The sequence below is a fragment of the Commensalibacter nepenthis genome, assembly GCF_029953305.1.
GTDB lineage: Bacteria > Pseudomonadota > Alphaproteobacteria > Acetobacterales > Acetobacteraceae > Commensalibacter > Commensalibacter nepenthis.
In genome coordinates, this window is the sequence record NZ_JASBAN010000001.1 from 1393168 (window position 1) to 1407996 (window position 14829).

A 14829-nucleotide genomic window follows, 5' to 3' on the forward strand; every position below is an offset into this window, starting at 1 on the left:
TAGTTTACCTGTTTATTTTTGGATGTAAACGCACGAAAATAAAAAACTAGCGAAAGAGATCACGATTGCACGAGATGGACAAAAATAACTATGAATTTTTATTTATGTCTTTAAAAAAGAAGATACAAAATTTTTAGTAATCTTTTAGGATCGGTTAGAAGAGTAAAATATGAATTTGCCCAGCAATGTTTATCAGGCAAGAGTAAAAGCAGGGACTTTAAAACAAGATGACGCACAACAAAAAATCGTGTTGTTATTCGATCAATTGTGTAAATCACTCGCAACTTATCAACCTGCTGTGCATTCTGTTGAAAGCGGGCTTTTGGGGTCTTTGAAAAGCCTTTGGCACAAGCCCCAGCAACCTCCAAAAGGGATTTATTTGGTTGGTTCTGTTGGGCGAGGGAAATCAATGTTAATGGATTTGTTTTTTGAACAAGTCCCCGTCCAGCATAAAATCAGAACACATTTTCATATTTTTATGCAAGAGACTTACAAACGGTTTCATATCTTAAAACAACAATCAGGCAAAGGGGGAGATCCAATTCCTGATTTAGCCAAAGAGCTGGCTCAAAAAGCATGGCTTCTTTGTTTTGATGAATTCCAAGTTAATGATATTGCCGATGCGGTGTTGTTGGGTCGTTTGTTTGAGCAGCTTTTTGCACTGGGTGTGGTGGTTGTAGCGACTTCTAACGTCAAGATTTCTGCACTCTTTCAAAATAGACCTGGGGCAGATGCATTCAAGCCTTTTATTAAAATTTTATCTCAACAAATGATAGAGATAGAGTTGAATGCTGCTCAAGATTATCGTTTAGGTCGTCCCGAAGATGAAAAACGATGGTTGGTTCCTTGTACTGCCGAAAATAAAGAGCGTTTAGACCATATTTTCCTAAGTGAATCTCATGGTCGCCCCGTTAAAGAGGAAATTTTGACTGTGATGGGCAGAGCATTTCATGTGCCTTGTGCTTCTGGGATTGTGGCTCGGTTTTTATTTCGGGATTTATGCGATGTTAATTTGGGGGTAGGCGATTATCTAGCGCTTGCTCAGCGTTTCAAAGTGATTATTTTGGATGAGATTCCAAGGTTTAATCCAGATAATATGAATGTTATTGAACGTTTCACAATGCTTATTGATGTGTTATACGAACAAAATGTCAAATTATATGTTTCTGCAGAAGCAGAGTTTGAAGAAATTTATCGTAAAGAAGATCGAAGAGCGTTTTTTGAGCGTACGATTTCACGTCTAAATGAAATGCAAGGACAAAACTGGGGAAGTGCAGCTCGGGCTTCGTAAATGGGTTGTGGCTTTCGATTTATATTATAATTGTTTCAAAACGAAAAAGTAAGGAAGAAAATTAAGATGGCGATAAATGATCATATTGCAAGTGTGTTCAGCGGATCAAATAGTGCCTATCTTGCTGATTTATATGCACAATGGGTGGAAGATCCAAATAGCGTTGACCCTTCATTTTCAGAACTATTTATTGCATTAGATGATGCACAAAATATCGTTATTAAGGATGCTCGCGGTGCGTCTTGGGCGCCACGCCCTGTAACAGATATTGTGGTTGAGACGGATGAAAAAGCACCGTCATCTTCAAAAGGCGATAAAATTTCCAAAGATCAATTGTATAAAGCTGCACAGGATAGTATGCGCGCAATTCAGTTGATTGATGCATATCGTGCATTTGGACATCAATATGCACGGTTGGATCCTCTGCAACTTAGTCAAAGACATTTAGTTGCCGAGCTTGAACCAACAACATACGGTTTTACGTCTCAAGATATGGATCGCCCTATTTTTATTGGAAAAAATAGGGCTGTTTTTTTATCTAAGGAAATACATACATTACGTGAGATTGTTGCTGGGTTACAGCAGATTTATTGTCGTTCTATTGCTTGGGAATATATGTATTTACAGGATCATGAACAGCGCCAATGGTTGATGCAAAGAATAGAGCAATTGGGTTCTATTTCTTTAGCGAATGATGATAAAAAAAGAATATTGCAAGAATTGACCGAGGCGGTTGGATTTGAAGCCTTTTGTCAAAAAAGATATGTGGGCGTGAAGCGTTTTGGTCTTGATGGCGGTGAAGTTACAATCCCTGCATTACATGCTGTGATTAGGCATGCAGTCATGAAATATAATGTCAAATCGATCGGTATGGGTATGGCGCATCGTGGGCGGTTGAATGTATTAACCAATGTTGTTGGCAAGCCATTTACTGCGTTGTTTCATGAATTTGCTGGGGGCTCTTATAAGCCTGACAGCATTCCAGGTGCTGCGGATGTGAAATATCATCTTGGATATCGTAAGCAGGTCGAGATTGAAGGAAAATCTGTCGAGCTTTCAATGGCGTTTAATCCCTCTCATTTAGAAGCAGCGGGGGCTGTTGTTGAGGGGCAGGTTCGTGCAGAGCAAGATCATGATGGTCAAAAGCATTTGGCTGTTTTGTTGCATGGAGATGCTGCCTTTGCTGGGCAAGGTGTGGTTTATGAAATTCTAGCCATGTCACGATTACCCGCTTATGAAACGGGTGGAACGGTTCATATTATTACCAATAATCAAATTGGATTCACAACCTCGCCCGAGTTGGCTTTTTCTGGATATTATGGTTCAGATGTTGCCAAAGTTGCTCGTGCACCGATTGTTCATGTGAATGGTGATGATCCAGAGGCAGTTGTCAAAGTCATGCAACTTGCTGTGGAATTCAGAGAGCAATTTGCAACAGATATTGTGGTTGATTTGGTTTGTTATCGTCGGAATGGTCATAATGAAACGGATGAGCCAGCATTCACGCAACCTTTGATGTATAATGCTATTCGGCAGCATGAAACAATTTATAAAAAATACGCAGAAAAACTGGCGAATGAAGGTGTAATCACCTCTGTTGACAGTGAAGCCAATTGGAATGGGTTCCAAGAATATTTGCAGGCAAGCTATAATGCATCTCAGAATTATCGTGTCAATGAGATGGATTGGGTGAGTGCTGAATGGCAAAAAATGAAATGGCGTGGTCAAGAGCGTCAAGAAGAAGCAACTGCTATCTCTAGAGATGTGGCTTTGAAAATTGGAAAAGCATTATCCTCTTATGCCGATGGGTTTGATTGTCATTCGAAATTGATTCGTCAGTTAGAAGCAAAAGCACAAATGTTCTCCTCAGGTGAGGGAATTGATTGGGCAACGGGTGAAGCTCTGGCTTTTGGTAGCTTATTATTAGAAGGACACCCCGTTCGTTTATCAGGTCAAGATTGCCAAAGAGGTACTTTCAGTCATCGTAATGCCGTTTTATTTGATCAGAAAACACAGCAACCTTATGTATTGTTAAATCATATTCAGCCAGAACAGGCACAGATTGATATTTATAATTCGTTTTTATCTGAGTTTGCAGTGCTTGGCTTTGAATATGGGTATAGTTGTACAAATCCAAATGCTTTAGTCTTATGGGAAGCTCAGTTTGGGGATTTTGCTAACGGGGCTCAAATCATTATCGATCAATTTATTAGTGCCGGGGAAAGTAAATGGCTGCAAATGTCTGGTTTGGTCATGTTGTTACCTCATTCTCAAGAAGGACAAGGGGCAGAGCATTCTTCGGCAAGATTGGAACGTTTCTTACAGCTTTGTGCTGATGATAATATGCAGGTTTGTAATTTAACGACACCAGCCAATTATTTCCATGCGTTGCGCCGTCAGTTAAAGCGCAATTATCGCCAACCTTTGGTGATTATGTCCCCCAAATCTTTATTAAGACATAAATTGGCACAATCGTCGCTTGCTGAATTTATTGATGGAACCAAATTCTTGTCTGTGATTGACGAAGTTGATCCTATTGTCGTTAAAGATAAAGTGCAACATGTTGTATTATGTTCCGGTAAAGTCTATTATGATTTATGGACACGTCGCCTTGAATTAAGAGGGACATCACAATCGGAGCCAGTAGCCTTGGTGCGTATGGAACAAATTTATCCATTCCCAGCACAGGAATTGAAAGAAATTCTTGCACAATATCCAAATGCCGAGATCGTTTGGTGTCAAGAAGAACCAGAAAATATGGGCGCTTGGAATTTTGTAGATCGTAAAATTGAAAAATGTTTACGGGAAATGAAACATCAATGTACGTTTGTTAAGTATACAGGACGCTTGCCTGCTGCCAGCCCAGCTTCTGGTTTATCCTCAGTGTATAAAGCAGAGCAAGAAGGGTTAATTAATCAGGCGTTAAATTATCAAAAAGTTTAAATTTGTTACAATAAGAATTTATAAAGACAAAACAAGAAAGTAATTATGATGTCAGTAGAAATAAAAGTACCACAACTTGGAGAAAGCATTTCCGTTGCAACGATTGCCAAATGGTTAAAACAACCTGGCGAACATGTGGAAATGGATGAAGCAATTGTCGAGCTGGAAACGGATAAAGTCAGTGTTGAAGTTGCAGCATCACAAGCTGGTACTTTGGGAAATCATTTTGTGAATGAAGGAGATGAAGTTGAAGTCGGAGCGATCTTAACAACGATTGAAAAGGGTGGTGCAAAAGCGCCCGCAGCTCCAGTTACCAAAGCACCTAAGTCAGTTGAAAAGGCTGCGTCATCTCCCGAACTTCATCAACCTATGCCTGCTGCGCGTAAAATGATGGATGAAAAACAGGTTTCTGCGACACAAATTGGTCAAGGAACAGGGAAGAACGGTCGTATAACGCGTGAAGATGTTATTAACTTTGTAACAGGTGCAAATACTAAACCAATTGCATCTGTCCCAACGCGTCAAGATGATCCTCGTGAAGAGCGCGTAAAAATGACTCGCCTACGTCGCACGATTGCTCGACGTTTGAAAGATGCCCAAGAAACAGCAGCCATGCTGACCACTTTTAACGAAGTGGATATGTCTGCAGTGATGAAATTGCGTGCTGAATATAAGGATGCATTTAACAAAAAATATGAAGATGCACGTTTAGGATTTATGTCCTTTTTTGTCAAAGCAACGGTTTCTGCTTTACAAGAATTTCCAGCAATTAATGCTCAGATTGATGGAGAAGATGTGATCTATCGTCACTTTGTGAATATGGGGATTGCTGTTGGGGGACCAAATGGATTGGTTGTTCCAGTTTTACGGGATGCGGATCAGATGAGTTTTGCTCAGATCGAGAGCAATATTATTGGTTTTGCAAAAAAAGCCAAAAACAATCAATTAAAAATAGATGACTTATCCGGTGGGACTTTTTCAATAACGAATGGTGGGATTTATGGTTCCTTGATGTCTACGCCGATTTTAAATATGCCGCAATCAGGTATTTTAGGAATGCATGCAATCAAAGAGCGTCCTATTGCTGAAAATGGACAAGTTGTTATTCGTCCAATGATGTATTTGGCATTATCTTATGACCATCGTATTGTTGATGGCAAAGAGGCCGTCAGTTTCTTGGTACATATTAAAGACAGAATTGAACATCCAGAACGCTTGTTACTTGGTGTGTAATTTTACCCGATTAGACACCATTCATATTACAAATAAAGAAGGATTATCCTTATGACTGTGGAAATTATAGTTCCTGTTCTGGGCGAAAGTATTACTTCTGCTGTTGTTTCTAAATGGTTAAAGCAACCAGGTGAGGCAGTCAGTGCTGACGAGGCTATTGTTGAGTTAGAAACAGACAAGGTGAATGTAGAAGTTTCTGCCCCCGTTGCAGGAATTATAGGACAACATCAGGTTGTTGTTGGGGATGAAGTGTCCGTTGGTGCTTTATTGGTTGTTGTCGGCGATGCTGGCGATACAGGAGCGTCAACAGCGACAGTTTCTTTGCCCCCTGTTGTCCAAGAAACAAAAGAGACTGTAACATCTGGTGATGCTGAATTTGATTTGATTGTTATTGGTGCAGGACCTGGTGGTTATGTTGCATCTATTCGTGCGGCTCAATTGGGGATGAAGGTTGCTTGTGTTGAAAAAAGAAAAACATTAGGTGGCACGTGTCTGAATGTGGGGTGTATTCCTTCAAAAGCATTATTATACGCCTCAGAACAATATGAAGCAGCACAAAAGCGATTTGCGGATTTAGGTGTATTGGTCAAAGATGTTGAGTTAGATTTGGCTAAAATGCATGCACACAAAGATTCTGTCATTAATGCGAATGTTTCAGGGATCGAGTTTCTTTTAAAGAAGAATAAAATTACGTGGTTAAAAGGAACTGCAACTATTCCTGCGCCTGGTCAAGTTTCAGTAGAGGGTAAAATTGTTACAACACGTTCTATTGTGATTGCAACAGGTAGTGAAAGTGTTTCTTTACCCAATGTAGAGATTGATGAAAAACGAGTTGTAACTTCTACTGGGGCTTTATCGCTTGAAAAAGTGCCAGAACATATAGTTGTGATTGGCGGTGGGGTTATTGGTGTTGAATTGGGCAGTGTTTGGCATCGTTTGGGTGCCAAAGTAACCATTGTTGAATATTTTGATCGTTTATTGCCTGGATTTGATAAAGAAGTTTCTTTGACCTTTGCAAAGATATTGGAAAAACAAGGGATTCAATTAAAGCTAGCCCATAAAGTAGAAAAGTTGGAGAAAACAGGCAAAGAAACTCAGGTCACGATTAGCAATGCGGCTGGAGATCATACAGAAATTTTGTCTGCGGATGTGGTGTTGGTTTCAGTGGGTCGTCGTCCTGTGACACAAGGATTGGGTTTGGAAGCTCTTGGTGTTGCTTTGGATGAAAAAGGACGGATCAAGACCAATGGTCAGTTTCAAACCAATATCTCTGGGGTTTATGCTATTGGGGATGTGATTGCAGGACCTATGCTGGCACACAAGGCAGAAGAAGAAGGTGTTGCCGTGGCTGAATATCTGGCAGGGCAAAAACCGCATATCGATTATGGGTTAATTCCTAGTGTTGTTTATACAGAGCCAGAAATTGCGATGGTTGGTAAGACAGAAGAAACATTGCAAGCTGAATCGATTGAATATACAGTTGGCAAATTTCCATTTAGTGCCAATGGTCGCGCAAGAGCAATGAATCAAACAGAGGGATTTGTGAAGATTCTTGCCGATAAACGTACCAATAAAATATTGGGTGTTCATTTAATCGGTCCACATTGTAGTGAAATGATCGCTGAAGTTGTATTGGCAATGAATTTTGGGGCTTCTGCCGAAGATATCGCCTTGACTTGTCATGCACATCCGACCTTGACAGAATCGATCAAAGAAGCGGCTTTGGGAACACAGAAAAGATCAATTCACATGTAATGAATATAAATCCTTTGTTTTTACATTCGATTACAGTATGATTCTATATTAATTAATCTTGTGTAATAAGGAGTGGTAGGAATGAAGATTAATCGTATTGCTGTCAGTGTGATTGGTGTTTTGACCGTATTGACACAAATACAATCTCAAGCAATTCCTACTTCTTTTGATATAAGAGACGATATTAAAGGGTTAGAGGATACTAGTGGCTTGCCACAATACACACCGATTCCTGATCCACATGCAGATCGTTCTTATGTGCATTTTTATAATCTGGCGGACACGTCTTTATTTAAAAAAGAGCATGAGCTGCATGGTCTCCCCCCACTACCTTCTTTAAATCAAGAAGAAGCCTATCAAGAAGCAGCAAGGCTAACTGCTTTGTTAAAAAAAACAGTTCCCAACGCTTTAATCTATTCTTCGCAGCGAAATAAAAAATGGGTTCAACTGGCTCAAGAGGAAATGGGACGCAAAGGTCCCCCTGTTAAAAGAGCGCAATTATTAATTGTTGTGGATCGTAATCCCAAAGTCCAAGAATTATGCTTTGTATTGGCATTTCCAAAAGGACAAGGGGAGTGGAAAGCATTGGGGGGAGGAAAGGTTTCAACGGGAAATACTGCACGAAAATTATATTATATTACTCCCACGGGTGTCTTTTATAATACTGTAGAGCGAATTGGATATCGAGCATTAGGAACTAAAAATAAAAACGGTATTCGTGGGAATGGTATTAAGGGAATGCGTGTTTGGGACTTTGGATGGCAATGGGCAGAGAAAGGTTGGTTGCCTAGCCGAGAAAAAGGACAAATTCGCCTAGAAATGCATGCGACAGATCCAGATTATTTAGAACAGCGGTTGGGTAAACCAGCATCAGAAGGATGTGTCAGGCTAGCGACGAAAATGAACGAATTTATCGATCATAATGGTATTATCGACGCATTATATACTCAAGCTGCCTACAAAGATAAACGATTTAGTTCCGTTTTATCCAAAAAGATTCAATTCACACCATTGGCTGGGGACAAATTGGTCATTGTTGATTCTTCTCAATCCGAAGCTTCTCAACGTAGCTAGATCTGTATCTGTTAAGGATGATTGTTAGTGTGAGAAATTATGTTTGGTTAATAAATAACAGTTTAGTGGTATAGACTGGGCAAAAGATTGTTTTGTATAAACTGCGTTTAGTAGTAGTAATGATTTAGAGGAGAAAATAACATGCCTATACAAACCAAAGAAGCTGAAGCATTAGAAAAATATTTGCAAAAAAAGTTAGAAAGTAATTGCCTAAAGGTTGTCTTACCTAAACGTATTGGTCAACCCGTCGAACTGTGCGTTCAAAATGGTAAGACATCAGAATCTATCGGCACGGTTTATCGTGATGAAGATGAAGGTGAGGTTTCTTATGCAATTTCTCTAACAATTTTAGAAGAAGATTTGGAATAAAATTTATTTTAAATCAGATTGTTGGAAAAGCTGGAAAGTAAGCTGTTCTGAAAACTTAAAAGAAATTACTTTCCATTTCCAATTTTGTAAATGCAACGTCATTTGAATAGAGTTTTTTTCTTCGCCTGGAATGACAATATCAGCTTGCAACGAGATTGGTGATATAAAATGAACATGAGTCGCCATAAAAGAGCTTAGCAATGTTTTGATGGTAGAAGTGTTTTCTTCAGAATTGTCTTGTTTAAGGTGATTAATAAATTTGGCTAGATTATCGGGTGTTAAATTTTGATCTACAGCATTAGAAATAGCCGTTTGTGCAAAAGAATTTCCAAAATCTGGTAAGTCATCTTGAGATGTCGGGGTATTCTGGACCGCTTGAGTTAAATCAGATTGTAAATTGGTTTTAATGGATTGCCAGTCCAAATACGTTACCAGCTGTGGTGTATTATAGGTTTGAATGGCTTTGTAAATAGACCATAATGTTGTGTAGGGGTATATAATGTAAAGACCACCTAAAAAAAGAAGTATAAAAATTAACTTCCATTTTTTTAAAAATGAAACAAACATTTAATATTCCTTTAAAATAAAATAATCAGGTGGTGGTTTATTATATGAATATATAACAATCTGAATAGCATATAATTTTCATAGATAGAGGATTAGATAATTGCTATAAAGAATCTTCAGAAGTCATATTAACATTAGCTGCATTTTATATTACTAATATAAGGAGCTATAAATTATTTATTTAAATTTGAAAATAAAAATGTATATCTTTGAAAGATAGGATCATATGAACTATTGTTTTTCTGAATTGTCTATACCTTATCAATGGACAAAATATAAAATGACTGCTGCTTTGATAATTGCTTTGGTGGCTGGTGGTGTCATTTTTCCTGTTTCTGGATATGCACAAGGTTCACAAGAAAAACAATATTCACCCAGTGCAACCATTCCTGCGCAACCAATCACACCACAAAATGGTGCTTTACCTGCGGTCAGTGGAACGGGGCAAATCCTTCCCTCCGCTGCTGATAATGCGGAAAAGGGGTCTGTAACTGGTAAGCCTTTGCCTTATTTTTTGTCCTTACGTGCCGATGAAGTCAACATGCGCGCAGGACCAGGGGTGCGTTATCCGATTAGTTGGACATATCATCGTCGTAATATGCCAGTCAAAGTGACACGAGAGTTCGATATTTGGCGATTGGTAGAAGACGTCGATGGTCAAAAAGGTTGGATCCAACAAGCTATCTTATCAGGTGGTCGCTCTTTTATTATCACAGGGGAGCCTTTGTCTGTAGGTCAGGAAGTTGCGGATTCTGGCAAGGACAAGGATAAAAAGAAAAACGACCACATGGACAGCCGTATTGTTGGTTATATTGCCGATGCCCAATCTGTACAGCCAGGTAAAAATAGTATTATTGTTAGATCGGAACCAAAAGATACAGCCACAGCGATAGCTGTTTTAAAGCCTGGCGTTGTGGGTAGTATTAAGTCATGTCCCGCAGGATCAGAATGGTGTAATATTGCGATTAAGGGGTATAATGGTTGGATACCACGCAGTAGCTTTTGGGGAACGACACCTCAAGAAGCCATCGAAGGTCATTAAGGCATTTTAGAATCAATTTTTATTGATGTTTATTGTTACAAACAAAATAACTTTGATTTATTCATTTAGAATATAAAGGAATTACGTATTATGGAAGACAAAGCTAGTTTATTAAGAGGTCGTCGAACCAAAATTGTTTCTACTTTGGGACCTGCATCTTCTACCAAAGAGATGATTCAGACATTATTTTTTGCTGGCGTTGATGTTTTTCGTTTAAATTTTTCTCATGGAACACACGAAGAGCAAGCCGCACGATACCATATTATTCGCGAACTTGAAAAAGAAACTGGTAAAGTAATCGGGGTGCTTGCAGATATTCAAGGACCTAAATTACGTGTTGGCAACTTTGCAGACGGCAAAGTTACTCTGAAAACGGGCACCGTGTTTCGTTTGGATTTAGATACAACTTTAGGTACTGAACAGCGCGTTTGTTTGCCTCATCCAGAGATTATTAATAGTGCAGAACCTGGATGCCGTTTGTTGCTTGATGACGGTAAGTTATGTTTAATTGTTCGTAAAGTAGGTAAAGATTTCCTAGAAACTGAGGTTGTTGTTGGCGGATCATTGTCCAATCATAAAGGGGTGAATGTTCCTGATATGATTTTACCAATTCCTGCTTTGACAGAAAAAGATCATAAAGATCTTAAGTTTGCTTTGGAACTAGGGGTTGATTTTATTGGTCTTTCCTTTGTTCAACGCCCAGAAGATGTTCAAGAAGCAAAAGATATCTCCAATGGTCGCGCATGGATTGTGACCAAGATGGAAAAGCCACAAGCAATGCAAAATATTGATGCTATCCTAGAATTAACAGATGGTGTGATGGTTGCTCGTGGTGATCTTGGGGTGGAAATGCCCCCAGAAGAAGTGCCTTTGGCTCAGATCAAAATCATTCGTAAAGCACGCCAATTGGGTAAACCCGTGATTGTTGCAACACAAATGTTGGAAAGTATGATTTCATCTCCAACTCCAACACGTGCCGAGGCTTCAGATATTGCAACGGCTGTGTTTGAAGGTGCAGATGCTGTGATGTTGTCTGCTGAAAGTGCTGCTGGGCAATATCCAAAAGAAGCGGTTAGCATCATGGATCGAATCATCAGTCGTGTTGAAAAAGACGATGAATGGCGTAAATTAATGGAAGCAACACGGGAACAACCACATAATAATGTTGCAGATGCAATTGTGGCTGCTGTTCAAAAGATTTGTAACACGTTGGAAACGCCTGCTGTTGTTGCATTTACACGCAGAGGAAAAACCGCACAACGTATGTCCAGAGAACGCCCCGATTCAATGATTTTTGGTGTAACACCAACGATGGAATCCGCCAGAAAGCTTGCGTTGGTTTGGGGGGTTCATCCGTATCATTCTGTCACTGTTGATAATCCAGCATGTAGCGTTGAAGATATGGTTGCAGAAGCATCACGTATTGTCCAAAGCTATCAAGTTGTCACCAAAGGGGATCATATGGTAGTTATTGCTGGTATGCCGTTTGGTCAGGCTGGTAGCACGAACTTAATCCGTGTTGTTGATATTCAATAATTAATGACTATAAAGAGGGGTTCAAATACCTCTCTTTATTATATGAAATGATCTTTAGAATCTTCAATAGCTTTGACACAATCTGCAAGCACTGTATGGGTTATTGGTTTGCGAATAATGAAATTTTGTTCGCGGATAAATGAATCGAATATAATGGGTGTCTCCTCATACCCTGTAATAAATAAAATAGGGAGTTGAGGAAAATTTTGGTTAATTATTGATAAGAAATCCGTAGGCGTATTGGGTAAAATACGGGTATCAATCGCAACAAAGCTGAACTGATCGTCGCTTTTGAGTAAAGTAAAGGTTTCCTTGGTTGTTTGAGCGATGGTCATTGAATATCCTAAATCCTTTAGATTCTCGCTGAGCAACATGCATAGATGATTATCTTGTGAAATCAGTAATGTTTTAAGCAAGTTCACTTTGGTAGAGTTGCTATTTAATTTTTGTATCGTCATAGAATTATAATAGCGAGGTAAAAAAAGGCTAATTCTTGTCCCTACTTTGGGATTGGAATCGATGGTCAAATGCCCGTTGGATTGTTTGGTAAATCCATAAGCCATTGACAACCCAAGACCGGCGCGCTTTCCTAGAGGTTTTGTCGTAAAAAATGGGTCTGTAGCTCTGTTAATAATGTCAGGAGGCATGCCAATTCCATTATCCTGAATAAGAATATTAATATATTCCCCCTGCTTGATAAATTTGCGCAGGGGATGCGATGGTGTGACCCTTACATTATGTGTCTCTATGATAATTTTGCCATTTGAAGAGCGGATGGCTTCGCAGGCATTTTGGAAAATATGTATAATAGCATTTTTTAAATGTTCTGGATCACAAAAAACTGACCAAATATCTGCTTCTAACTGAATTTGTAAGTTGATATGTTTCTTAATGGTATCTTTATCTTCTTTAATAAAATTTTGAAAAGTATCTAATAGAACTTGTATCGTGTGGTTGGGATCGATGATGTGTGGCGCTAGAATCTGTCGTCTAGAAAAAGAAAGAAGTTGATGTGTAATTTCGGTAGCTTGTGTTGCAGCTTTTTGGGCAGCGTGGATATAACGAGGCAGTAAGTCTGCTTTATTTTGTTCAATGCGCATCTGCATCAGTTCTAGGTTGCCAATAATACCAGCTAGTAAGGTATTGAAGTCATGTGCTAATCCACCGATCAGCTGTTCAATTGTTTGGATTGGAGAATTGGTGGATAGACTCGATTCCGTCACGATACTCAACATTCCTTGGACTTGATTTTGTTCACCGAGAATAGGATTATATGTCACTTCTATTTGTGTTGGTGTTGAGTGCTGATGGGTTACGCCAGGAATTTGATAGTCGCTTGTATATTGAATGGTTTCTTTTTGATAAACAGCACTGACAATTTGGTTAAAGTGGGATTTGCGTTCAGGCCATACATCTATTAATGGTCTGCCCAATAAAGCTGGGTGTTTTGTGCCGATTAATTTTGCATAAGCATCATTATATAAAGCAATATTTTCTCTTCCCCAGTAAATAACCATAGGTAAAGATGTGTTTAAAACCAATGATAAAATTGCTTGCAAATTTAGAGGCCAAGAATCTTGCTTACCTAATAAGGTAGTGTTCCAATCAAAGCTGCTGATAAGTTGTTTGACGGTCAATAGTTCTGAAGTTGGAACGGGTTCTGTCATTACGATGCCTTGCGTATTTTACATCATCAAAGAGTATTGGGTTGTTAAATGATATTATACCCGTTTTTATTTTATTTTAAACTCTGTCTGGCAATAACGTGATTTTCTTTTGAATGAAATTTTATTTCCAAGATTATTTTACATTCAGGGTTTGTTTTAAGTTGTCTCAAATATTTTATAATAGGATAATAAGATACTGCTTGGTAAGTCGACGCAACTTATCTGTAAAGAGGAGCTGTTCTCCTCTTTGTTTTGATGGTTGGGTGCAATGTTAATTTCTAAGATATAAAATGCAATTGCAGAATAACCCGCAATCTCAGTTCGTGGTAAGCTACAGCTATAGTCACTTAATTTGCTTGGGACTGGTGCTTTCCGAAAGACCATGAATGAAATATTCATCTGATTGGATTAAATAGCGTTTAGTATGATATATATTATTGCACTTGCTTGTTTTCGATCAAAGATTTACGAATGCGTCGTCCTTTTTGGATGGTTTCTGTAATATATTCTTCATCTTTCCATCGGATTGCTTTTGCCATGGCTTGAGCATCTTCTGTAAAACGAGCCAGCATTTCGAGGATGGCCTCACGATTATTGATAAATACATCTCGCCACATGGTTGGATCAGAAGACGCAACCCGCGTAAAATCTCTGAAACCAGAGGCTGCGTAATCTAGAACTTCAGATCGTGTTTCTTCTTCTAAACTATCAGCAGTATTGCAAATGGTAAATGCAATTAGGTGAGGTAAATGGCTGACAATAGCACAGACTTTATCATGGTGTTGAATGGTAAGGTTCCGTGTATTTGAACCCATTGCTTGCCAAAAAGCAGTTATTTTATTTAGTCCTTCTGGGGTTGTGTTGGCTATGGGCGTAATCAAACACCAACGATTTTCAAATAACGTGTCAAACCCAGCATCTGGACCAGAGAATTCTGTTCCTGCCATCGGGTGCGCAGGGACGAAAATAATATCGGGGGTAAGGTGAGGTTCAATCGCTGCGATTACAGAGGCTTTGGTGGATCCAGTATCGGTTAAGATTGCACCTTTTTTCATGTAAGGAATGATTTGTTTTGTGACATCTTCCATTGCTCCGACAGGAATGGCGAGGACAACGCAATCAGCATTTTCAACAGCGGATTTTGGATCAAAACAGACCTCATCTGCTATTTGCAGCTTTTGAACATGCTTACAAACCTCTTGGTTATTGTCATAGGCAATTGTGTGGGTTGCGATAGAGCGATCCTTTTGGATACGTCTTAAAATAGAAGATCCAATTAAACCTGGTCCAATAACAGCAACGCAATGAAAGATAGGAGTGTTCATAATGTGTAATCAATATTCAAAATGAAA

The 14829-nt window shown here is 39.0% G+C and carries 11 protein-coding genes; 8 read left to right on the plus strand and 3 right to left on the minus strand.

The features are described 5' to 3' along the window. The first annotated feature begins 169 nt into the window (after positions 1-169). From zapE to QJV33_RS06465, 6 genes are all read left to right on the plus strand, one after another. Positions 170-1291 (plus strand): cell division protein ZapE, encoded by a 1122-nt coding sequence (gene zapE / locus QJV33_RS06440; protein ID WP_281462549.1) that lies wholly within the window; start codon positions 170-172, stop codon positions 1289-1291. A gap of 66 nt (positions 1292-1357) precedes the next feature. Beyond that, entirely contained in the window at positions 1358-4234 is a 2877-nt protein-coding gene (locus QJV33_RS06445) for a 2-oxoglutarate dehydrogenase E1 component (protein ID WP_281462550.1), read from the plus strand. A 48-nt stretch (positions 4235-4282) separates the two neighbouring features. Next, positions 4283-5467, plus strand: a complete 1185-nt coding sequence (gene odhB / locus QJV33_RS06450) for a 2-oxoglutarate dehydrogenase complex dihydrolipoyllysine-residue succinyltransferase (RefSeq protein WP_281463398.1) — start codon at positions 4283-4285, stop codon at positions 5465-5467. 51 nt (positions 5468-5518) lie between these two features. Continuing rightward, positions 5519-7222, plus strand: a complete 1704-nt coding sequence (gene lpdA, locus QJV33_RS06455; RefSeq protein ID WP_281462551.1) for a dihydrolipoyl dehydrogenase — start codon at positions 5519-5521, stop codon at positions 7220-7222. A gap of 81 nt (positions 7223-7303) precedes the next feature. Beyond that, positions 7304-8296: a L,D-transpeptidase gene (locus QJV33_RS06460; protein WP_281462552.1), complete on the plus strand. Its 993-nt coding sequence runs from the start codon at positions 7304-7306 to the stop codon at positions 8294-8296. Between the two features lie 141 nt (positions 8297-8437). Further along, positions 8438-8665 (plus strand): DUF3126 family protein, encoded by a 228-nt coding sequence (locus QJV33_RS06465; RefSeq protein ID WP_281462553.1) that lies wholly within the window; start codon positions 8438-8440, stop codon positions 8663-8665. A gap of 3 nt (positions 8666-8668) precedes the next feature. Here QJV33_RS06465 and QJV33_RS06470 read toward each other — a convergent pair whose 3' ends face one another. Beyond that, positions 8669-9232, minus strand: coding sequence for a DUF2939 domain-containing protein (locus QJV33_RS06470; protein ID WP_281462554.1), 564 nt, complete (start codon positions 9230-9232; stop codon positions 8669-8671). A gap of 226 nt (positions 9233-9458) precedes the next feature. On the opposite strand from QJV33_RS06470, the gene QJV33_RS06475 reads away from it, so the two are divergent. Together QJV33_RS06475 and pyk are read left to right on the plus strand one after the other, a co-directional pair. Next, positions 9459-10274 (plus strand): SH3 domain-containing protein, encoded by an 816-nt coding sequence (locus tag QJV33_RS06475; RefSeq protein WP_281462555.1) that lies wholly within the window; start codon positions 9459-9461, stop codon positions 10272-10274. A 90-nt stretch (positions 10275-10364) separates the two neighbouring features. After that, positions 10365-11810 carry a pyruvate kinase gene (gene pyk / locus QJV33_RS06480; protein ID WP_281462556.1) on the plus strand — a complete coding sequence of 482 codons (1446 nt, stop codon included), beginning with the start codon at positions 10365-10367 and terminating at the stop codon, positions 11808-11810. Between the two features lie 38 nt (positions 11811-11848). Here pyk and QJV33_RS06485 read toward each other — a convergent pair whose 3' ends face one another. Next, complete coding sequence (locus QJV33_RS06485; RefSeq protein ID WP_281462557.1) at positions 11849-13477, minus strand: ATP-binding protein; 1629 nt, start codon at positions 13475-13477, stop codon at positions 11849-11851. A 434-nt stretch (positions 13478-13911) separates the two neighbouring features. Next, positions 13912-14802 (minus strand): prephenate dehydrogenase/arogenate dehydrogenase family protein, encoded by an 891-nt coding sequence (locus QJV33_RS06490; protein ID WP_281462558.1) that lies wholly within the window; start codon positions 14800-14802, stop codon positions 13912-13914. Positions 14803-14829 lie beyond the last annotated feature (27 nt).